Source organism: Parasutterella secunda, from assembly GCF_024733725.1.
Lineage (GTDB): Bacteria > Pseudomonadota > Gammaproteobacteria > Burkholderiales > Burkholderiaceae_F > Aphodousia > Aphodousia faecalis.
In genome coordinates this window covers 200,583-222,677 of sequence record NZ_JANRHP010000001.1, presented here as the reverse complement: position 1 = coordinate 222,677, position 22,095 = coordinate 200,583, and the positions used below count along the sequence as shown (strand labels likewise).

Annotated in this window: 20 protein-coding genes; 8 read left to right on the top strand and 12 right to left on the bottom strand. The window is 48.2% G+C overall.

The genetic code is table 11. The annotated features are described in order from the left end of the window. Positions 1–324 precede the first annotated feature (324 nt). Positions 325–1,734, bottom strand: coding sequence for an ATP-binding protein (locus tag NW199_RS01010; protein WP_258333335.1), 1,410 nt, complete (start codon positions 1,732–1,734; stop codon positions 325–327). Continuing rightward, complete coding sequence (locus tag NW199_RS01005; protein ID WP_249091824.1) at positions 1,731–2,417, bottom strand: response regulator; 687 nt, start codon at positions 2,415–2,417, stop codon at positions 1,731–1,733. Before NW199_RS01005 ends, NW199_RS01010 begins: the two co-directional genes overlap by 4 nt. 165 nt (positions 2,418–2,582) lie before the next feature. Between NW199_RS01005 and NW199_RS01000 the strand changes: the two genes are divergently transcribed. Both NW199_RS01000 and NW199_RS00995 read left to right on the top strand, forming a co-directional pair. Continuing rightward, positions 2,583–2,966 (top strand): YgiW/YdeI family stress tolerance OB fold protein, encoded by a 384-nt coding sequence (locus NW199_RS01000; protein ID WP_258333334.1) that lies wholly within the window; start codon positions 2,583–2,585, stop codon positions 2,964–2,966. A gap of 25 nt (positions 2,967–2,991) precedes the next feature. Continuing rightward, on the top strand, positions 2,992–3,705 hold the full coding sequence (locus NW199_RS00995; RefSeq protein WP_249091822.1) for a TIGR00266 family protein: 714 nt from the start codon (positions 2,992–2,994) through the stop codon (positions 3,703–3,705). Between the two features lie 72 nt (positions 3,706–3,777). On the opposite strand, the gene NW199_RS00990 is transcribed toward NW199_RS00995, so the two are convergent. After that, positions 3,778–4,851: a linear amide C-N hydrolase gene (locus tag NW199_RS00990; protein ID WP_258333333.1), complete on the bottom strand. Its 1,074-nt coding sequence runs from the start codon at positions 4,849–4,851 to the stop codon at positions 3,778–3,780. 170 nt (positions 4,852–5,021) lie between these two features. On the opposite strand from NW199_RS00990, the gene NW199_RS00985 reads away from it, so the two are divergent. Beyond that, positions 5,022–6,326: an amidohydrolase gene (locus NW199_RS00985; protein ID WP_249091820.1), complete on the top strand. Its 1,305-nt coding sequence runs from the start codon at positions 5,022–5,024 to the stop codon at positions 6,324–6,326. A gap of 65 nt (positions 6,327–6,391) precedes the next feature. Here NW199_RS00985 and NW199_RS00980 read toward each other — a convergent pair whose 3' ends face one another. Then, positions 6,392–7,834, bottom strand: a complete 1,443-nt coding sequence (locus tag NW199_RS00980; RefSeq protein WP_258333332.1) for a lyase family protein — start codon at positions 7,832–7,834, stop codon at positions 6,392–6,394. Positions 7,835–7,857: 23 nt separating this feature from the next. Next, positions 7,858–8,271 (bottom strand): hypothetical protein, encoded by a 414-nt coding sequence (locus NW199_RS00975; RefSeq protein WP_258333331.1) that lies wholly within the window; start codon positions 8,269–8,271, stop codon positions 7,858–7,860. 91 nt (positions 8,272–8,362) lie between these two features. Between NW199_RS00975 and tadA the strand changes: the two genes are divergently transcribed. From tadA to NW199_RS00960, 3 genes are read left to right on the top strand one after another with little or no spacing between them, the layout of a single operon-like run. Beyond that, positions 8,363–9,223 (top strand): tRNA adenosine(34) deaminase TadA, encoded by an 861-nt coding sequence (tadA, locus tag NW199_RS00970; protein ID WP_258333330.1) that lies wholly within the window; start codon positions 8,363–8,365, stop codon positions 9,221–9,223. Beyond that, positions 9,216–10,136: a S66 peptidase family protein gene (locus NW199_RS00965; protein WP_258333329.1), complete on the top strand. Its 921-nt coding sequence runs from the start codon at positions 9,216–9,218 to the stop codon at positions 10,134–10,136. The genes tadA and NW199_RS00965 overlap by 8 nt, the downstream gene beginning before the upstream one ends. Positions 10,137–10,149: 13 nt before the next feature. Next, positions 10,150–12,039, top strand: coding sequence for a hybrid sensor histidine kinase/response regulator (locus NW199_RS00960; RefSeq protein ID WP_258333328.1), 1,890 nt, complete (start codon positions 10,150–10,152; stop codon positions 12,037–12,039). Here the strand turns inward: NW199_RS00960 and NW199_RS00955 are convergent. Further along, complete coding sequence (locus NW199_RS00955) at positions 12,036–12,692, bottom strand: response regulator transcription factor (protein WP_258333327.1); 657 nt, start codon at positions 12,690–12,692, stop codon at positions 12,036–12,038. The two genes, NW199_RS00960 and NW199_RS00955, sit on opposite strands and share 4 nt — an antisense overlap. Before the next feature lie 138 nt (positions 12,693–12,830). On the opposite strand from NW199_RS00955, the gene ccsA reads away from it, so the two are divergent. Both ccsA and NW199_RS00945 read left to right on the top strand, forming a co-directional pair. Next, positions 12,831–13,589: a cytochrome c biogenesis protein CcsA gene (ccsA, locus tag NW199_RS00950; protein WP_258333326.1), complete on the top strand. Its 759-nt coding sequence runs from the start codon at positions 12,831–12,833 to the stop codon at positions 13,587–13,589. Next, positions 13,589–13,777, top strand: a complete 189-nt coding sequence (locus NW199_RS00945; RefSeq protein ID WP_022472320.1) for a hypothetical protein — start codon at positions 13,589–13,591, stop codon at positions 13,775–13,777. The genes ccsA and NW199_RS00945 overlap by 1 nt, the downstream gene beginning before the upstream one ends. A gap of 192 nt (positions 13,778–13,969) precedes the next feature. Here the strand turns inward: NW199_RS00945 and NW199_RS00940 are convergent, their stop codons facing one another. The 6 genes from NW199_RS00940 to NW199_RS00915 form a co-directional block, all read right to left on the bottom strand. Further along, entirely contained in the window at positions 13,970–15,907 is a 1,938-nt protein-coding gene (locus NW199_RS00940; protein ID WP_258333325.1) for a peptidase U32 family protein, read from the bottom strand. Then, positions 15,904–16,662, bottom strand: coding sequence for an ankyrin repeat domain-containing protein (locus NW199_RS00935; protein WP_022472322.1), 759 nt, complete (start codon positions 16,660–16,662; stop codon positions 15,904–15,906). Before NW199_RS00935 ends, NW199_RS00940 begins: the two co-directional genes overlap by 4 nt. Before the next feature lie 2 nt (positions 16,663–16,664). Then, on the bottom strand, positions 16,665–17,426 hold the full coding sequence (locus NW199_RS00930) for a TatD family hydrolase (protein ID WP_258333324.1): 762 nt from the start codon (positions 17,424–17,426) through the stop codon (positions 16,665–16,667). Between the two features lie 57 nt (positions 17,427–17,483). Further along, positions 17,484–19,316, bottom strand: coding sequence for an AMP-dependent synthetase/ligase (locus NW199_RS00925; protein ID WP_249091809.1), 1,833 nt, complete (start codon positions 19,314–19,316; stop codon positions 17,484–17,486). Positions 19,317–19,465: 149 nt separating this feature from the next. Then, on the bottom strand, positions 19,466–21,313 hold the full coding sequence (locus NW199_RS00920; protein WP_258333323.1) for an AMP-dependent synthetase/ligase: 1,848 nt from the start codon (positions 21,311–21,313) through the stop codon (positions 19,466–19,468). Positions 21,314–21,710: 397 nt separating this feature from the next. Next, positions 21,711–21,893 carry a hypothetical protein gene (locus NW199_RS00915; protein ID WP_258333322.1) on the bottom strand — a complete coding sequence of 61 codons (183 nt, stop codon included), beginning with the start codon at positions 21,891–21,893 and terminating at the stop codon, positions 21,711–21,713. Positions 21,894–22,095: the final 202 nt, after the last annotated feature.

Below are 22,095 nucleotides of genomic sequence, written 5' to 3'. Positions count from 1 at the left end.
CAAAACCGGAAAAACTAACGCCCTGAGGGTCGAAACACAGGGCGTTGGAGGCAGAGATGAAAGACTTAAAAAACTCATCTCATGCCAACATGATGCCACGAGTTGAAATAAAATTCAACATCAATGTGCAATTCGTTGTACATAAACTGGTGTATGGATTTGTGTTGATTCTGTGGTTAATCGTGTCCGCATGGCCGTCATAAACTGACGAAAAAGGGCGGGATTTTTCCCGCCCCTCATGCGAAGATTGTCACTGGGCTATTTTCATTCGATTTTTGGCCCGTTCTGCAACCTCTCTCTCGATAAAACGCATACGCCTCTTGCCTAAGAGCAGACAATCTTCGTTTGCAGTGTCACCATCAGTCCTTTTTGACCATTTTCAGCCAGAGGATAGGCATCATTGAGTGTAATTTGCAGTCCATTGCGTTCAGCCAATGTTTTGACAATAGCCATTCCCAAGCCCGTACCGGTTTCGCCGGTACCTAGAACCCGGTAGAAAGGATCAAACACTCGTTCACGTTCTTCTTTGGGAATTCCCGGCCCATTATCATGAACATTCATCTTGAAAGGAACGAGAGACTGCAGTTCAATGGTGACGGTAGAGCCTTCCGGACAATACTTCACGGCATTTTCGATTAGATTGCGCAAAATACTGAAAAGGTCGTCCTCGGCAACATCAACGGTAAGAGTGCCGTCCTGATCGTATTCGTCAAAACCCAGTACTTCAATTTCAATTTTTTTCTTTTCAGCGTCAGCCCATATTTGCTCAATGACAGCTGCAACCGTTTCGGATAAAACAGTTTTTTTCTCGGTATTTTTCACAGATTGTGTTTGAGCTCGTTTTAACGAAAGAAGCTGCGAAACCAATCGAGTGGCGCGATCAATGCTAATTCGTAAATCTTTAAGCTGCTTTTTAGCTGGCTCATTCATTGTGGCTTTTTCCAGCCGTTCGGCCTGAAGTGAAAGGGCTGCCAGCGGGGATCTGAGTTCGTGAGCGGCATCGGCAACAAAACGGGATTCTCTTTGTCTTAGTTCATCAATTCGGAATAAAACGCCATTGAATGCATCAACCATCGGTAGCAACTCAGTGGGTAATCCCTGTGTGTCGATTGGGGTTAAGTCATCGGGTTGACGGTTGTTGATTTTGGAGGCTAGTGCGTGAATGGGTTTCATTGAATACCACAAAACGCCGGCCAAAATAATAAACAATGCTAAGGATAAAGCGAGTAGCGGAAGAGAAGCCGCCAATGCTGTTTGGCGGGCGATTTTTTCAATTTCCTTCATTCGCTGCGCAACAGCGATATGTTGTCCGCCTGAAAGCGTACGAAGATAAAGTCGGTATTCTGTGCCGGAAATAAAAAGCGTTTGCGCGCCGTCATAAAGATCCTGATCAAAGACGGCGCGAATGGTTTGTCCGCCTTTATGAAGCGTTCTGACCAGCACGGTCGAACCGGCTGGAGCGATGGCTTGAGGGGAATTTTCGTCCAGTGTGAACCAGTCTTCAAAGTCATCGTCATCCATCCACAAAGCGCTGGGATGTTTGCTGGAAATATCCAATCGCGCCAAAACACCCGTTACTTCTTCCAATAAGTCGTCTTGTTCATCACAAGCCTCGTTATAGGACAGGGTAAATAAAGACGCCGCGGCCGCAAGGCTCATGATGAGGGCGGCTGTGCCTGCCCAAACTAAAAGTCGTTTGACAAAACCGTAATTTTTTTTCTGAACCGGACTCATTGCGAGGATCCTTTCTCTACCATCCAACCCAATCCCCGGACATTTTTAATAACACTTGGTCCCAGTTTTTTTCTCAATGAATGAATCAAATATTCGACGGCGTTGCTTTCCGGTTCCTCTCCGGGCTCATAGATACGCTCTTCAATGCGTCTGCGGGAAAGGATTGTGCCGGGCCTGGCCAGCAGAGCCGCCAAAAGCGCGTATTCGCGTCTTGATAAGACAATGGGGGTTGAGTCGCCTGCCACCGTAGCGGTTTTTTCAGAAACATTGACGGTGACCAGACCGTTTGTTAAAGCATTTTCTGTTGTTTGGTTTTTGCGTCTTAAAACGGCACGGATTCGGGCAAGAAGCTCACTCATATGGAAAGGCTTAACCAGATAGTCATCCGCTCCGGCATCCAGTCCCTCCAGTCGATCATCCAATCCGTCTCTGGCAGTGAGAATAATCACCGGGATATTTTTCTTCTGTCCTTCTGCATTAGCTCTCAGTGTGCGCAACACCGTCATGCCGTCTACTCCGGGTAAGCCCAGATCCAATAGCAAAAAGCCGTACTCATTGACAGAGAGCATCATTAAGGCATCGCGACCATTGGCGACCTGTTCGACGGTATACATCTCGTCGCCTAATGCGCCTTTAATGGCCTGCGCGATCATCGGATCGTCTTCAACCAATAAAATTCTCATTTCAGAACCTCACACATAGTTTTTATTGTAGGTGAGTCAGACCGAAGGTGTGAGTGATTTTGCATTTGGTTGCTCTGACTTAGGAACGGCTAAGTTTTCTCTATGTTTGCTCTAAGTTTAACCAGGTACACTTGCGGGCAAGATAAAAAAGTTTTCGGAGAAATTATGAAAAAAACAGTCGTTGCAGTTGCGCTTTGTGCTTTGGCGATGCCATTGGCTGTGTTGGCACAATCGCCTAGCGGCTTTAATGCAACGCCATCGGCTCAGCCCCAAGGCTTTGCGTTGACTACATTGAAATCTATTGAAGAGGTCAAGCAAAATAGTTACGACGAACAGTTGGTTGTTTTGCGCGGGCGATTTACCCGTCAGGTCAGCCATGATAAGTATGAGTTTACTGATGAAAAAGGTAACACGATTGTGACTGAGCTCGATGATGACAAGAATTGGTCACACGTGTCGAAAGATGCCCTTATGGATATTTTGGCTGAAGTTGACCGGGATCATTGGGAGGTAGAGTTGGAAGTGCTTGAGGCCAAACCTGCTCGTTAAGTCTAAGTTTTTGTGGAACAAAAAAATGCGTTTTGAAATTACCGGCAGTGTTGATCCACTTTTAAGCGTTACGCTTGAGAAGGGCGAAAAAGTTTTGGCTGAATCCAATGCAATGGTGGCGATGGATGGCGATTTGAGTCTTAAAGGACGAAGCCGCGGCGGGATCATGAAGTCTTTGGCTCGAAAGCTTTTAAATGATGAAAGCTTTTTCCAACAATATGTGGAAGCCGAAAAAGGACCGGGGAGCGTGTTGTTAGCTCCGAATATTCCTGGTGACATTCGTATTTTGGATGTCGGAGAACGTCAATACATGGTTTCTGACGGTGCCTTTTTGGCAGCCACCGAAGAGGTGGAACTTGAGGTTAAATCCCAGGGTTTGGGACGCGCGTTTTTGGGTGACTCGGGGGGCTTTTTCGTGATGGCCACAGACGGTCGCGGTCAGATTGCGGTTTCAGGCTTCGGTTCCGTGCGCGAACTTGAAGTCAAGGAAGGACAATCCTTAATTGTGGATAATGGCCATCTGGTAGCTTGGGACGCTTCCCTTGACTATGAATTGAGTTTAAATACTTCACATTCCGGTCTTTTCGGCAAATTGGTCAATAGTCAAATAACCGGTGAGGGGATTGTGTTGAAATTCCGCGGTCAAGGAAAAGTGATAGTGTGCTCGAGAAATAAGGGCGGATTTATTGATTGGATTTTTGCCCAAGAAAAAACCGACAAAGCAGTAAAAAATGATTAACTCGCACAAATTCCGGCAGCGATGACTGCCGGAATTTGTTGCTGGTTCAATTTTTTTTTGTAGTGATTTCGGTTAGCGAATGACTACTTTTTCTATCGGCTCGCTTTTAACTTTATCAATCGGGAGACTTTGATAAGTTACCTGTCCGAAGTTAATCGTTTTTAAGTCGACGCTTCGGATGCGGGCGTTATTCATTGTTTTGTAATAAATCACCCCGTTGGTCATATCGGTTGCACTGCTCCACTGAGTGGCAGAAAGCAGTCCTATGGGGTTGGCTTTATTTTCCTCTTCCAAACCGATCGGAATTTCAAAGGCGTTTAAAATTTTGAAGCTGTATAAAACAGTTTCATCGGCGCTCTTCAGATTAGGAGCCGTGGATACCATGAAAGCAGCCCGGACGAAACGAGAGGGAGGGGTGATATCACCGGGCAGACCGAGTAAGCCGCTGCCGATGCCGGGTGAGCGAAGAGCGGTTCCGTTCCAATCAACCGGTGCCACCGTTCCGGCTTTAAGGTTGATGTAATTATTTAAGTTCGTCATTTGCCAATCAAATCCCGGTGAATTGGTCAGCACTCCCAGAGGGTTATCGAAAATCTTCATTTCCCCGTTGACGATTTCAACAACAATCTGAGCGCCGGATTTATCCGCAATGCGGTAGTGGACTGTACCGGCTCCCTTATAGCGTTCGGACAGACGTATATCTGAAATTCCTTTTCGAGCGTTTGCCACGCTGTCAAAATTACCTAAGACCCAAGCAACAAATTCCATATCGGAAATGGTTTTGTCCTGCTGTTTTTTGTCATAGTCAGGATAAAGTCCATAGCCGGGAAAGAAAAAGAGACCGGCAGAGAGTCCTTTTTCATTGAGTCCTTCAACAACGAAATTTTTATCTTCGATACTTAATCCGACATAACCCCAAGTATTTTTATAACTCAAAGACGGCCCTTGGGCAGTTTGTGTTTGAGTGGCATGGCCGCGGGGGACAACAACCAAGTTGGTCGATAAAACCGAGGAGCCCCATTCAATGGAGCGGGCAGTGACGCGGTCACCGTTTTGTGATTGAAGGGTGATGCCGGTGCAAGCGACCGCCTGTTGGGTAAAGGCGATTGCGCAAGAGGCGACTACACCGCAGAAGTATTTATTCATAACAAGCTCCATTAAAAGGATAGTGGTTGAGCCATGTTAGTCGTTTTTGTCTGATTTGGACCGTGTTAAAGGATGCTTTTTACAATTGCTTTCTATTAAAGTGAAAAGTCAATTTAGTTAAAATAGTTAATTGGTAGTTCGCATTTTTACGCGACCAAAGAGGAGCACAAATGAATCAAGATCTTAAGAAAAAAGTTGAAGAACTTATCCCCAATCTTGCTAAGGTTCGCCGTGACCTGCATAAGCATCCGGAATCCGGTTGGACGGAATTCCGCACGGCCTCTATGGCTATCAAGAAGATGCAGCAGTTGGGTTATACCATTACGATGGGTGAAAAGGCAGTCTGCCGTGAAGCCATGATGGGTGTGCCCTCTGCCGACGCGCTCAAGGCCCATATGGAACGTGCCATTGCCCAAGGCGCTGATCCTGAATTAGTGGCTAAGATGGAAGGCGGTATGACCGGTTTCTGGGCCGATATGGACTTCGGCGGCGAAGGTCCTTTCCTTGCCGTTCGTTTTGATATGGACTGCAACGATGTGACCGAATGCGCTGACGCTGACCATCGTCCCAATGTTGAAGGTTTTGCCTCTGTTAACAAGGGTGCTATGCATGCTTGCGGCCACGACGGCCACGTTGCTATCGGCTTGGCTTTGGCAGAAGTTGTCGCCTCCATGCGCGATCAGTTCAAGGGCAAGATTCGCTTTATTTTCCAACCTGCTGAAGAAGGCGTTCGCGGTGCCATGCCGATGGAAAAGGCCGGTGCAGTGGTCGGCGTAGACGAAATCTTTGGTATGCATATCGGTTTCCAAGCCAATAACATCGGCAAGGTCATTTGCGGTACGAAGAACTTCTTGGCTACGACCAAAGCGGACATTACCTTTACCGGTGTGCCTGCTCACGCCGGTAACGCTCCGGAAGAAGGTAAGAACGCGTTGTTGTCGGCTGCCACGGCTTTGCTTAACATGCACGCCATTCCGCGCTCCGGCAAGGGTGATACCCGTATCACCGTCGGTAAGTTAAATGGCGGTGAAGGCCGCAACGTGATTCCGCCGAAGGCTGTGTTGGTTTTGGAAACCCGTGGCATCACCTCGGCTTTGGACGAATACATGTTCGGCGAAGTCCGCCGTATTGCCAAGGCCGCTGCCGAAATGTGGGGTTGCGGTTATTCCATCGATATCAAGGGTGGCACCAAGAGCGGTGAGTCCGACCTTGAAGTCGCCAAGGTTGTGGCCGAAGAAGCCCGTGACATGGGTTGCTTCAAGGAAGTCATCGAAGAACAAAACTTCGGCGCTTCCGAAGACTATTCTCACTTCATGAGCACTGTTCAAGCCGCCGGCGGCAAGGGCACCTATGTTCAAGTGGGTTCCACCCTTCGTGCCGGTCACCACAATAGCCACTTCGACTTCGACGAACAAACGCTTGCCAACGCGCTCGAACTGATGAGCCGTTGTGTCTATCGCACGCTCGCTAAGTAATATCAAAGAGCAATAAAAAAGCCGCGGCGATTTAAATGGCGCCGCGGCTTTTAGTTACCCGTAAGTTACTTCGTTTCTACTTCCTGTAAAAAAGGTTCAAACTGACTGTCCAAGTCCGCCATGGATTGATCGACGGCCGCGGCGAGCATCGTTGTCTGTTCTTTCAAAATAGCCATCTCGGACGTTAATTCCGCAAGCATTCTGCTTACTTCTTCAGGATTGGCGCTGCCTTCTGTGCGGCGCCGCTTGAGAATTTCTCTCGGATCGAGGCTTGCTTTAAATTCCTCTTCACTCATCGGGCACTCGGTTGCAAATCCCGGCATTTCCTTTTGAACAGTTTCGGCATAAATGCGCTGCATTTCTTTATAGGGGAAGGTCAGAGGAAGAATGCCGTTTGCACGGGCGAAACTGACCATGCCGCTTGCGACATGATGACCGACTCTAAAGGGTAGGCCGTATTCGCTCATCAGACGATCGGCAATTTCTTGGCTTGCTGTCCAATCTAGTGAAAGTTCTTCCAAGGCCCGTTCTTTATTGACAACAAGCGCTTTGAGAATTTTGACAAAACGTTCCATCGTTTTGACGCTTTCTTGAGCTAAGGCGGCGTGCACTTTGACGGATTTGCCGTCAATCATGCCGGACGGTACGTTGTGAGCGCGGGTGATAACGAGATTGGCTTCACTGACAACGTCGCTTGCGTTGCCCCGGCAACTGATTAACAATCCGGGATTACGTTTTTGCGGCATGGCCGATGACACATACGTGTTGCCATTGCCCTCAGAGAGCAAAATCCAGGGACGGGGTTGGGCATATTGAACCATGATGTCGGCAATCATGGAGCCGATGTGAAGCGCAATTGAGGCTTGGATCTGAGCAAATTCGACCGGTAAATCCACCATGGCAATCTGCGTGGCATCGAAAGCATTGCGAATCGGCGCATGAAAGCCCAACAATTTAGCCATCAGTTTACGGTTAAGGGGCCAGCCGGTGCCATTGAGCACACAAGAACCCATGGGACAGTAGTTCAGTCGGCTGAAAAATTGGGTCAAACGGACACGATCGCGTTTAAAGCCTTCAATAAACCCTAATAAATAGTGGGCAAAACTGGTTGGTTGGGCGGCCACACCATTGGTGTATGAGGGCATGACGGTGTCCTGGTGATTGCGTGCAAGCTCGAGCAGCGCGTCGATAACACTTTCCAGGCCCTTAGCCACACTGAGGACTTCGTCGCGCATAATCGCGACACGGAAAGTCGAGTGCATATCCTGGCTGGATCGGCCTACATGTATCTCTGTTACTTCGGAGGTACCCGCAGCGGCGATAAGTTTGGGCTCAAAATCAATGACGCGCTTAACACGGTTGGCGGGATCTTTGCCACTATCGATAACTTCTTTCAGAGCTTTGGCGGCAACATGCGCTAGTTGCGGCTTCAATAGACCGCCCGCACTATTGGCAATAATAGTGGCTTTATTCATTTGGCTTAACCAATAAAATTCGTCGCGAATCATAAGATTTCTCCGTTGAAGAAAGATTATGGAGTCTTAATTGAGGTTATTTTTTCAATGATGGCATCAACCGTTTGCGTTTGTAGCTCAGCTTGCATTCGTTGGGTAACGGCACTCTTTATGCCGTTGCCGATGCCGTCCTTGCCTTCGTAAAGTGTTGCTTTAAGGGCTTCTTTCGCACAATCTTTGCCTAAAAGCCTCAATACAACCGTTTGCGCTTTTGAGGTTGTCCGACTGGTCACTTGCGGACTGATCGTAGCGATTTCCCGGGCTGCCTTTGTTTGTCCTAAAGTGACAAAAGCCCATTGAGTGAGAACTTTTGTGTCCGCCTCAGAGGCGTTTTTAACAAGGCATCGACCCAGTTCGTCGCCATATTGTCCGGCGCAGCACACTGAGCTCAGACCGAGCGAAGTTAGCATCAGAATAATGATTTTTTTCATGGTGGTTCCTTTTGCATTGTATTGTAGTGGGCTTGAATAGGTATTGGGTCTGAAAATCGCTAAAATACACAAGTCAATATGGAGATCGGCTGTGAAGCGTTTTGTAGAACTCACCGTTAGAAAAGGAAGCACACTGGCTTCTCTGGAACGTCATAATCCGGAGGATCTGCACGTTGTGCTTGAGGCCTTTCTTACTTATTTACCGGATGATCTGATTTCAGCTTCAACCGCTCTTACCAAAGCTCAGGAATTCTTGGATGGGGCCGGTGATTGGTTGAGAGAGACGCCGGTATCCATTCTCTTGCAATCGCTAAAGAAGGGACTGATTTTTGAGGCGACGGTCGGTTACCGAAAAAATAGCCGTGACCGCTACACACGCGCCGAGCTTGAGGACGCCGTGCTTCTTGAAGAAGAGAGAAGGGAAACGTTGCGAAACGTGATGCAAAAAGCCCTTCAGCAAAGAAACCGCGAGATTAATTCTAAAAAGCGTCAGACAAGTCCCTACGATCAACAGTTCATGCGTGAGGCGCTTGAATTTGCCCGTGAGGCCGCCCGGGTCGGTGAAGTGCCGGTGGGTTGCGTCATCGTTAAAGACGGCGCCATTATCGGCGTGGGTCGAAATCGTTCTATTGAAGATAATGACCCGAGCGCGCACGCTGAAGTTATTGCGATTCGTCAGGCGTCTCAAGCTTTGGAAAACTACCGTTTGTCAGGCTGCACGCTTTATGTGACACTGGAGCCTTGCGCAATGTGTGCAGGATTAATTGCCCACGCCAGAATTTCTCGAGTGGTTTTTGGGGCGCGCGATGAAAAGACGGGGGCTTACGGTGGCGTCTTTGATTTACAGACAACGGCAAAATTAAATCACCGTGTGCAAGTGGATTCCGGTGTTTGCGCCAAAGAGGCCGCGGCTCTATTAACAGAATTTTTCGGGGAAAAACGCCATGCCTAGTTATCCGATCCGTGTGGGTTTTTGCGCTCCTTCGCGCGCTGTTATGGATATTTCTACACCGGCGCTTGCCAAGTTGTATTTCACGGATCGGGGGGCCGATGTCGTTTTGCACGACACGGTTTTTAAGAATGTGAAGCAATTTGCGGGAACGGACGCTGAACGTGTAGACGGGCTGATGAGTTTGGCGTGCAATAAAGACATTGACCTTATTTTGCCGATTCGCGGCGGCTATGGTCTGTCCCGCATACTCGATAAGATTGACTATGATGCTATTGCCAGGCATTCACCCGTTTTTTGCGGATATTCAGATTTTACGGCTTTTAATCTTGCCTACCTTACCAAAACAGGTCAGGTCAGTTATCAAGGCCCCAATGGTACGGATTTTGTCGACACGCCGGCATTTTTGACTGAAAAAAGTTTCCACTCCGCGCTCTTTAATGAAGAATGGGTCGCGTCTTTTCCGTGTAAAGAAGCCCCTGATTTGGATTTTGAAGGGACGCTTTGGGGTGGAAATCTCTCGATGGTTGTTGCCTTGCTGGGTACACCGTATTTTCCCGATATTGAAGGTGGAATTCTCTTTTTAGAAGACTGCAACGATCGCGCATACCGAATTGAGCGTCACATGGCTCAATTGGAAATGGCCGGTGTTTTAGCTAAACAAAAGGCGATTCTTTTTGGGGATTTCCGTGACGCTGATCCGGCGCATCCCAGGGAAAATGATTTCCTTTTCTCCGATGTGTTGGCCTATCTGCGTGAACGCTTGCCAGGCATGCCCATTTTGCACGGATTGCCTTTCGGCCATTCGCCCGTCAAGATCACGTTGCCGGTAGGGGCACGCGTGCGGATGCGAACCGAAAAGGGCTATGTGGTGCTGTCCAGCAAAGAGCATCCACGTGTTACGGCACGCTTTTAGTATCTAAAAGAAAATGTTGGGCTGGATTAAAGCGCAGTGGTTTCGCTTCGTCACCAATGGGGCTTTTTACAGTGAGAATATGTCCATTGCGCAGTGGCGTCGTCGTCATTCGCGTGTCCTTGTAAGGCAAATCTTAAGTTCTTTGAAGCTACAGCCAGTGTCGCTTGCCGTTGAAATAGCGGGAGCCTGTGTGACGGCTATGTTTTTGTGGCCGGTCGTTAACCCGATTTTATTGGTTTTTTGGCTACTGCTTGTTGGTGTCCATTTTTACGGAGCCATCGACTTTAATCGACGATTCTGGGCCGATCGATACCGTCACGCCCGTATCCACTTTTGGATGAAAGCCTGGATGGTTTTAGCTGTTGTAGGCGGTTTAATATGGGCGCTCGCCGGTATGACATTCGCTTATAACGTAGGCAATGACTCCGCTTCGCAGGTTATTCTTTTTTCTGTCATTTTGACGGTGACTTTTGCATCCTGGCCGGTTTATGCCTGCTGGTTGCCGAGCCTCGTTGTCTTTACGCTTTGTTCAATCACGCCTTTGGTGTTGCGCCTGGCGTTTATTTTCGGCTGGTCCCGCCTGGTGATTGCCGCTCTTTTGATTACCGTTGTGGTTTTTATGTTTTATTCCGGCCGGCGCTTTAACGAAATTGTGCAGATGTCGGTTCGCAACGACCAGGAAAATGAGATGCTCGTCAAGCGACTGACGCTTGAGAAAAACTTGGCAGAAAAACTGCGCCGCGAAACTCAGGAACAAAGTCGCTTAAGAAGTAAATTTTTTACGGCAGCCAATCACGATATTCGACAACCTTTGCAGGCCATTGGGATCTATATTCAGCTGCTGAAAAAAAACGGCGATCCGAAAACGCAGGCCATTGTTGAGCAATTGTCAAAGACCACGCAGGGGCTGCAGACGCTCGTTGCGCAAATTTTGGAAGTTTCAAAGCTTGAAACAGGTCACACCACTTCCAACCTTGAACCGATAAAACTCTCAGCTTTATTGGATGAATTGGCTCTGGAATTTAAGCCGGTTGCTAACGAAAAGGGGTTGGACTTCCGATTAAAAAATCTGGATGTCAATGTCTATACCGATCCTCAACTGTTAACGCGCGCCATTCGTAATCTGATTACGAATGCTATTGCCTACACACAAAAAGGCGAAATTTTATTAGCTGCTCGCTTAATCGGCGGAAAGCGCGTGAGTATTTGTGTGGTCGACAGTGGCGCGGGGATTGAAGAGGCTGAGCAAAAACGCATCTTTGATTACTTTTACCGCAGTGAAAATACACGAACTCACGCGGAAGGCTATGGACTTGGGCTTTCGATTGTTAAGGCCATCTGTGAGCAGCTTCAAATCAAGTTGAGTTTGAGTTCCAGACCCGGACGAGGATCGATTTTCAGAATGCAGCTGCCGGTTCATGAGGCTGAACAGGCGAGAATATTTACCCAAACGCGTCGCAAGGAACAAAGTATCGAAAAGCTCGATGCCACCGTGGTTTTGATTGAAGACAACACGCCTGTTCGAGAAAGTCTTAAAGCCCTGCTTGAAAGTTGGGGAGCAACCGTCATTTCGGCAGAAAAGTGTACAGAGACATTGACACAAAAGATCCAGGATAGTCCCAGAATCGATGCAGTGATCTCGGACTTTAATTTAGGCGAGGCAGAGGCCAACGGGCTGGAGTGTATCCTAAGACTGTCTTTGGCGCGTGGAGTGAAGTTGCCTGCGATTTTGCTCACCGCTGTGCCCTCAGAGGTGATTGAAACGCACTACGTCAGAACTCTTCGTGTGTTGGGTGAGCGGGAAGCAGCGCTTTTTGCCATGCCCCGTATCATGCAAAAACCTGTGAGCGGCGAGGCGCTCAATGAAGCGCTGCGTGAATTAAGCGAAGAGAAAAATCGTTAGATACCCACATCAAAACCGTGTCGACGGGCTTCAAGCAGTGCTTCTGTTCGATTGCTAGCTCCAAAAGCTCTGTAAATAGCCGTGACATGGGTTTTAACCGTGCCTTCCGAGAGATTAAGTTCCTTACAGATTCGTTTGATAGGCGCGCCTTTGGCAAGCAGCTCCAAAACATCCTTTTGACGTTCGGTCAGATGCACGCTGCCCGCATCACCCAATGGTTCTCTTGAGGTCAAAAGCCCTGTTTTTTGGGCTTGGTTTAATAATTTGACCGGAATATAAACGCCGCCTTTAAGTACAAAACCGATAGCAGAGGTGAGTAGTCCCGCTTCCAATGACTTGGGGATAAAGCCGGCAGCGCCCATCTGCAGCACTTTCACGATGCTGTGCTGATCCTGAAGACCGCTCATGACTAAAATTTTCAGAGTCGGATGCGCAGCGACAATTTCTTCCATCAGTGAGGTTCCTTGCACCCCCGGCATGGATAGATCCAAAATCATCAAATCGGCCGTCTCACCGTACTGATCGGCAAGCGCTATCGCCTCTTCTTTCGTATTGGCTGTGTAAACCGTATTGTCTTGGCCGTCATAATCTTTTAAAAGCATTTCCAAAGCCATTGTGACAATGGAGTGGTCATCAACAACTAAAAATTGCATCCTGTCTGTCCTAAAATTCAATCCTATTAATTTTAAGCGAAGAGCGAGTCAAAAAACGTCGTTCAAAATGACATTTTGCTTCTTTGTCTAAAAACAGAAAAAAGGCGCAATTTTTAGAAATTCCCGGGCCTTGCTACAATGGCCAACGATAATTTATTCGCAATGAACATGGTCAATCCCAAGACTTATTACTTTTCCTTTGCCAAATTTATTCCGATTCTGCTGCTTATTTCAGTGGCAAGCATGGCGGCGGCCTTGCTTTGGATGTTAAGTTATTCCGATACGACAGCCATCGGCCAAGCCGACATTTATTGGGTGTTTTATTTGCACATTGCCGCGGCCGGCGTTGCTCTTTTGTGTTACGGAGTGGTTTGTTTGGCCAGTCTGATGCAATTGGCTAATCCTCAGGCTCTCATGCCGATTGTCTTTTCTCATGGTTTTGCGCCCAGCGGTTTTGTCATGACGCTTTTTTCTTTGGGTGCCGGGGCTTTGTTTGGCCGTCCCATGTGGGGGGCGTATTGGATTTGGGACTCTCGATTGACGGCCCTTTTGATTTTGCTTGTGTTTTTTGCGGCCTTTATTTCTCTTTCGGCCTCAAAGGTTAATCACAAACGTGAAGTCAATGATAAAAGGGCCTCCATCTCGGCAATTCTGGGTGTCATCGTAGTGCCTGTCTTGTACGTCTTTTTTGATCTTTTTACGCCGATGGCGCATGACCTGGAAAACAGTCTTATTCGTTCCAATGGTCGCGACGCTTACGTGCTAATGTCGCTTTTTATGCTCAATCTTTTCACTTATTCCTTGGCGATGGCCCTAAGCCGTTGTCGGACAGTGATCTTGGAGCGTGAACGACGGGCCATTTGGGCACAGGACGCCGCCTTAGAAGGGGAGCTGTGATGCAGGAAGGATTTTTTCTTTTCAATTTAACCGAGCAAGGCCATAGTGTTGTATTGGTATTTGTATTGGCCGCCGTTTTAGCCGTGGCTGAGATTTGGAGCTTGAAGTCCCGTCGAGCCAAGGCGTATCACGCTTTGCTTCGGGAGGCGCGCGCACGTTTAAGTGAAATGCGTCTGCGTATCGATTAATTCAATAGGCAAGAAAAAAGTCGTGGCAACGGACCGATCGTTGCCACGACTTTTGTGTCTGAAACAGAATCTGTTCATCCACGCTCTTAATTTAGCATAAGACACTAATGGTTTGTACCTATTTGAGCCAGAGAAAATCCAATGTTTGAGAAAAAACAAACATTCGCTCTATTCAAACAAAATTTCAGATTTCTATAAGATTTTCTTAAGGTTGATTTTGCCAAGGCTTGTATCGGTTTTTACCTTACCGAGCAATGTCATCTCGCACTTTTTACAGTCAAATGTTGCCCGGTAAGTATTGGGACCTGATTTTAAAATAAAAGGATCGGGTCTGAATTTTTCTTTTAAAGTGGGATTCGCTTTAACTTTTTCAATGTTATCTTTCAAACAAAGTCCCAACGCATAGCGCACACAATGTTTGGTCACCATGAGAGGCACTTCACGTCTGACAGGGCCCGTCTCCAGCGCAGCCTCTGTGATGTGCGCATGGTGGCGTTCATAAAAATGAATTGCTTTTTCATTGAGAACATTGGCTCGGAAGTCCACGGCATCAGGATAGGGGAGACGTTCCGTTGATTGGGCTCGTTCAAGCCTCTTGAAGTGTTTTTGCCTTTCTTCGGCAAGCATCACGCAAGCTTCGCGTCTCATGTGATTGACAATACTGGCCGGTGCGAAAAAACCATCATCATCTATTTCAAGAGCCGTGATTTCAAAATCCGTATCCCCGGTCTTTCTTAAATTTTTTTCGATGTTCAGTTTGTTCTTTTCAATTTGAGAGGCTTTTTGAAGCGCCAGTTCTTCTGAATAAACCGTCGCACTGTTGCCGCGATGGTCACTGAGCGTCAACGATAATCTTCTTTCATTGACAGACCATTTTGCTTGAACGCCGATTAAACGTTTAGCGGTTGGTTTTGATAGGGCGTCTTCCCATGCCTGGTCTCGGTTTCGGTAAAGAATGGTGCCCGGGGCCAGTTGAGGATGTTTTTTCAATATGGGACGCTCGCGCAAAGTCAGACGCCAACGGCCGGGTTCCACTTCTTCTGCACGATTAATGGCAAAACCCATGAGTGTTTTTTCTCGTGTGAGATAAGTTAGCCCATCGGCGTTGTGCAGCGCTTCAGAAGAACGAACTTCAATGACTTCGGCTGTTACTTTAAGAATTTTCCCGATTCTTTCACCGGCGTTTTTCGGTGTTTCGAAAACGGCCATGTCATGATGGCGTCCGCGCGTGAAATAATCAGTAAATCCGCGATTAAAGGATTTTTGAGGGGCGGGTGTGAAATCAATGAGACTTCTTCCGTCACTTGATCGGTGTAAATCGGCTCTTTTCTCAAGAATCTTATCGATCATTTGTCGATAATGAGCCGTGATATTTTTGACATAAGCCGCATCTTTTAAACGGCCTTCAATCTTGAAACTTCTGACACCGGCGTCAATTAAAGCTTCCAAGTTTTCGGTCTGATTATTGTCTTTTAAAGACAGCACATGGCGCTCGTGAATGAGCTCTTGCCCATCTTCGGTGTAAACACTGTAGGGAAGTCGGCACAGCTGTGCGCAGGCACCGCGGTTGGCGCTTCGGCCGGTCGCGGCAAAACTCGCATAGCATTGGCCGGAATAGCTGACGCAAAGCGCGCCGTGAATGAAAAATTCAATCCGAGCGGATTGAAGCGCTTCATAACTTTCGCGGATTTGCTCAAGACTCATTTCGCGGGCTAAGACCACTTGAGAAAATCCGACGCTTTCGAGAAATCGTGCTTTAGCGGCTGTGCGGACATCACATTGTGTGGAAGCATGCAATTGAATCGGGGGAAGGTCGCTATCCAAAATCCCCATATCTTGAACAATAAGGGCATCGACTCCGTTTTCGTATGCAAGCCACGCCAGGCGAACCGCGTCTTTGAGTTCCTCATCGTTAACGATGGTGTTAAGTGTCATGTAGACGCGGGCGTTAAAGCGATGGGCGAAGTCAGTGAGTCTTTTAATATCGGCAAACGCGTTGGCCGCTTCGACTCGGGCACCAAAACCGGGACCGCCGATATAGACGGCATCGGCTCCGTGCAAAATGGCTTCAATACCGACATCAGCATTTTTTGCCGGCGCTAAGAGTTCGAGAGCTTGTGATTCTTTCACTGCTTTTGATCCTGTGCAGTCACATCAATTGTGTCGGAAGGCTCTGAGGTGCCTTCAGTCGTGTCAGTCATTTTGCCCGGTTCTTGGACAGGCCATGGGGCGCAGGCTTTGATGGCTAATTTTTTTGCCAAAGTGCTGTCGCCGCGTTTTTTCGCAATATCAGCCGGACTGATCCCTTGGTCATTGCATAGCGTTTTATCAGCGCCGGCTTTAAGCAATACATCAACGGTCGGTGTGGCAATCACGCGGGCAGCCATATATAAGGGCGTGACACCGCGCTCGGTGCGGGCATTAACCTCGGCTCCCTTGTCAATAAGAAAGCGAGTCATTTGAGTTTGTCCGGTGCTTGCCGCGTAATGAAGCGCCGTCCATCCGTAGTTGGCATTAACAGGGGCTCCCATGTCAATGAGTTTTTGAGCTAAAGCCTCATCGCCTTTAATTGAAGCAAGCATCAAAGGGGTTTCGCCTCGCAGAGTCGGCACTTTGACATTAATTTTGAAGCTTCTTAAAAGCACCTGGTTGACACTGACTTTGGCGTCCATGCGAATGGCAAAAACTAAAGGAGTGTCGCCATTGGGAAGATAAAAATTCGGGTCGTAAGCCAATTCCCTGAGCATGTAGGCTACTTTCGGAGCATCGTCTTTGGCGATAGCTTCTTGAAGTTGTTGCGCAAGGGGAACGCCCGGCGTGACCGATTGGGCTAGACAAACTAGGCTTTGAGCACAAAGGGCAAGGGTAAGGCTGAGTTTAAGCATGTTTAAATCCGGAAAAAACGATTGGCATTTTGCATCGTAAGAGCCGCAACATCCTCGATGTTCTTTCCTCTCAGTTGGGCGAGAAATTGAGCGACATGAGGGACAAATGACGGTTCATTGCGCTTGCCTCGAAGGGGAACAGGTGCCAAATAGGGACTGTCGGTTTCGATGAAAATCCGGTCATCTGGCGCTTTGCGGGCTACTTCCTGAATATCTTGAGCGGAACGGAAAGTCACGATGCCGGAAAACGAAAGGTAGCCGCCTAAATCCAAAGCCTTTTTAGCAAAATCCCAATCACCGCAGAAGCAATGCAGGACAAAACCACAATTTTGAGCCCCATTGGCTTTAAGAATATCAAGCGTGTCGAAAGCGGCTTCACGTGAGTGGATGATAAGCGGTTTATTGGCCAGATTAGCCGCACGAATGTGCGTGGCAAAACGGTTGCGTTGCCAATCAAGCGGTTCCTGGCAGTAGTGATAGTCTAGTCCCGTTTCTCCGACGGCAACCATTTTCGGATCTTGCACTCGCAGGACAATCTCCTCTTCGGTGAGATCGGGCAATGCTTCGTCTTGCGGACTGACGGCAAAGGCGGCATAGAGACCATCGTTTTCTCGAGCCAGTGTGAGTACCGGGGCGATTTCGGCCTCTTCCGTGGCAACGACCACGGCTTTTGTTACTTGGGCCGATTTCATTCGTTCGAGCACCTCAGCTTGGTCATTAGCAAACTGAGGCATGTGAATGTGGCAATGAGTATCGAAAAACATGGACTAATAAATATTTCAAGGGGCCTGCGTGGCCCCTTTAGATGTTAATGAAAGCCCTTAGCGCTTGCGCGGGGAGTCGTACAACTCCTCGATTTCTTTAGCGAAGCGCTCAGCGATTTGCCGACGGCGAAGCTTCATGGTCGGCGTCAGCAGTCCGTCCTCAGCCGTCCAGTGCTCACGCATAATGTAGACATTTCTGGGGACGCAGTACTGCGGGAAATGTCTGGCCGCCATGCGCACGCGTTTGACGACTTTGGCTCGTAAATCGCGGCAAAGGTTAAGCGCGGGGCTATCCGGCGTGATGCCCACTTCTTCGCACAAAAGCTTAAAGAGCATGTCGTTGACGACAACCAGAGCCGTAATGTAGGGACGACCTTCTCCGACCACCATCACTTGTTCAAAGAGGTGATCTTCCTGAATGGCAAATTCCACATCAACGGGACTGATTTTTTCACCGGTACTGGTGACGATAATTTCTTTGATACGGCCCTTAATTCGTACTCGGCCGCCATCGCTTAAATCCACTTGGTCACCGGTTCTCAGCCATCCGTCCTCGGTGAAAGAGGCAGCGGTTTCCTTAGGCAGATTCCAGTAGCCCTTCATCATGCTGGGGCCATAGACCTGAAGTTCCTCATTGTCTCCGGCTCTGACTTGACAACGGGCAAGCGGCAGACCGACTGTGGCCGGGTGGTTGCCCGTGATGCCGTTCATGGAGATGATGGGGCTGTATTCGGTTAAACCGTAAGCCTGGCGGATGTTAAGACCGAGAGCGCAGAAGAATTTGGCAACCATCCCGTTTAAGGCAGCGCCACCACTGATGATGTATTTAAAGCGCGGACCGAAAAGTGCACGCATGGGAGCAGCCACGCGATCAAAATAAAGGGCTTTGATGATGGAGTCCATGGCGGGCAAGCCGTCATCTTCAAGCGGTAAATCGTTTGCCCGGCAGAAATCACGCCAGCCAGCCGCAACCACACGGTCAGCCATCAATTGAGCCGAAGCTCCTTGTCTGGCGTACTGAGCTTGAATTTTGGCGTAGAACTGTTCAAGAATTCTCGGCACCGAACACATGATGGTCGGGTGAATATCTTTGAAGTCTTCGGCAAGCTGCATCGGACCGCGGCTAAAGACCAGTGTGGCGCCGTGGGCGACACAGTTGTAATAGGTGGCTGTACGTTCAAACGTATGAGAAAGCGGCAAATAGGATAAGAAGAGATCTTCATCGCTTAAAGGCATCTGTTTGGCCGTATCCTGAACGTTGGAAACGACGGCGCGATGCGTGAGCATAACGCCTTTGGGACGGCCGGTTGTGCCAGACGTGTAGACAATAGCGGCCAAATCCTCTTCGGTCGGGCCGGCGGGCAATTGGCTTACATCGAAAGTCTCTCCCGCTTTGAGCCACTTGTTGACACCGCAGTAATGAACGGTCTTACTTTCGCCTTCTTCCTCTTCGGTTGTAAAAACAACTTGCTCGAGCGTCGGCACCGGTGTGTCGGAATTGAAAATGGCGTTCCAACGGGCTTTTGTGGTGGTCACTAAGAAGCGGCAGCCGCTGTCACTCATAATGTAGGCGGCCGATTCCGGCGTGTCAATAGCGTGAAGGGGAACGGGAACCAGGGCGTTAGCGAGAGCGGCTTGGTCAAAAGTGAGTGCGTCCAGTGAATTGATTAAAAGCATGGCGACGCGATCGCCGCGCTTTAACCCCATGGTGGCAAAGGCTTTGCGCCAACGCATGACACGTTCGCCGAATTCTTTCCACGTCACACTTGTCCACTTTTCGTGCTCGTAGTCGTAATAACGGTACCCTTCTTTTTCTGGTTTAGTCGCGAGGGTGTGCGCGAGCATTTCGGGCAAGGTTTTGAAATCATCAATGTATGTATGACCGACCATTTTGGCGCTTCTTCGGAAAGTTTTACTAAACAGATTATTGTACATAAAGATTTTGCGAAAAATACTTCGTTTTTTATGTGATTTTATCGATGAAATAGGGCAAAAAAAGGCAGGTGGTGCCTGCCTTTTCTGGATGCTTCGATTGCTGATTAGCCGGCGTGAGTTTCGTAGAGCTTATTGATATCGTCCTGGAAACGCGCTTTGATAATTCGACGTTTTAATTTGAGTGTCGGCGTCAGCATGCCGTTTTCAATGCTCCAAGGCGTAAGCGTCAAGATCAAAGCGCGGGGAACACCGTATTGCGGGAAGCCCCGGGTGAGTTTTTTCACCTTGCGCAAAAGCGTTTGGTGAACAACCTTTGCGTTCAGTGACTTCGGATCATTGGGATCTAAATTGAGCTCTTTAGCTAATTCTTTCCAGCGCTCCAATTCAAGCACTGCCACAAGACTGATATACGGTAGGCCTTCACCAACGGCCATGACTTGAGCAAACATCGGATCACTTTCAATCGCCATTTCCAGATCGGCCGGTGGAATCTTTTCACCGGTACTCGTCACGATGATTTCTTTAATACGGCCTTTGATGCGGACATGACCTGAAGGAAGAATGTCAGCTTGGTCTCCGGTTTTAAGCCAACCGTCTTCCGTGAAAATGTCTGCCGTAGCATCGGGTCGATTCCAATAGCCCTTCATCACGCATGGGCCTTTCACCTGCAGCTCATCATTGTCGCCGAGTCTAAGTTGCATATTCGGCAACGGCATACCGACCGTGGAGGGGTCGTTTTGGTGTTCTTTATTGACGGCCAGAATCGGACTGGTCTCTGTCATGCCGTAACCTTGGAAGATCTGGATGCCCAAACCGATAAAGGTTCGAGCCACGGTTTGATTTAAGGCGGCGCCACCCGAAATAAACGCGTGAGGCTTGATCCCGCCAAAGACTTCACGAAGCGAGGTGCCGACCTTTTCATCCAACCAGTCTGCCATTAAGCCGTCAAGACATTCGCGCCAGGTATGTTCAACAGGCAAACCGTTTTCTTTACAAAAACGACGCCAGCCGACTTCAACAGCCCAATTAAAAACGTATCGCGTCAGTGCACCTTTTTTTGCGAGTTTGTCATTTAATTTAGCGTACACGCGTTCGTAGATACGCGGGACAGACATGAGGATCGTCGGTCGAACATAGTGCAAATCGTCAATGATCTGAAGAATGTTGCGGTTAAAGTAGATCTGATTGCCCATTCCCATGGCTAGGTAATAGGTGGTCGTACGTTCAAAAGTGTGCGACAGAGGCAGGAACGAAAACCACTTATCGTCCGGATTCGGGCGGATATTGCCCATAACGCCTTTGGCGTTTTCCAGGATATTTTCATGAGTGAGCATGACGCCCTTGGGACGGCCGGTTGTGCCTGAGGTGTAGACAAGGGCGGCTAAGTCCTGGGGATCAATGTCAATATCGGTGATCGTGACATTTTCACTGGCTTCTAACCACTCGGCCAGCGTGCAGACGTTAATGCCGGCGTTATTGACACGGTCATCTTCGGGAATTGAGTCATCCGTAATGATGACGGCTTTTAAGTTTGCCAGGGTATCGGCTTGACGGATGCCCTTCCACTTGAGGTACTTGGCTGTAACCAATACTCTGGCTTCGCTGTCATTGAGAATGAAGGCGCTTGACCCCGGGGTGTCAACAGCGTGAAGGGGAACGGGGACTAAACCGCAGGCAAGTGCAGCTTGGTCAAAGCAAATGGCATCGATGCAATTGGGTAAAAGCATGGCCACCCGTGACCCTTTTTCCAAATTGAATTTGCAAAAAGCTTTTCGCCAGCGTTGGACTCTTTCATAAAGCTCCCGGTATGTCAGCGTTTTCCAAGACTTTTCGGTGGCAACGTACTGGGTGAGAGCAGGCAGATCATCGTGACGACCCAAATGATGAGTGAGCACTTCGGGTAAAACACGGATCTTCAGAAAATCTTCATAGCGAGATTGTGTGGTTTCCATGGCGCTTGCTATAGCAGATATCAATGACAATAACTCGCTAAGAATACTGGTATTTGCCCTTAATGTTAAGAGAATCATCCGAACGGATTACTCTCAAGGAATGGTTAGTGATTCCTGTAAAAGCGGAAAAAACGATTAAATCAGTATTGAAAATTAGGTGAAAAACCCTAAAAAATCCGAAAATTTTATAAGAAAAACAATAAGATGTTATTGCAATGGCGCCTTTTTAAGATAGAATTAAGAACAGATTTTCCAAGCATGTAAGCTCCTCAATTGTAAGAGCGAATTCAAGGCCTGGTCAGCAATGAATCACTCTCTTACCATGCTTAGCAATGGATGGGTTATCGAAGTCGGGCAACGAATTTCGGTAACCCATTTCATTTTTGGAAATCAAGGACTACTTTGCGATATCGCTCAATTTCTTAGCAGGCATTCCGTCTTGATAGTTTCCGGAAAATTGCACCTCGATTTTCTTACCTAAGAGTAAGCCATTAAGTTCGGTCTTGTCTGAGTCCATCGTGCTGAATGAATAAATCTTAGAATCCGCTGTTTCGATCGTAACGGTGTTCATGGGAGGCATCGACAACTTCTCCCTTAACAGAATGTGACGGCCCCATCAAAGAACAAGCGGATAGCAAACCGGCGGCAGCGACAGTCAAAATTATTTTTTCATTTTCAAAATCCCCTTTTGGTTATTTAAAGCGCAACTTAACAGGTCCGAAGAGTGCAGGCAAACCTTTTTGCCTAATTTTCCTTGCTAAAACAATAAGTTTGTCCATTTT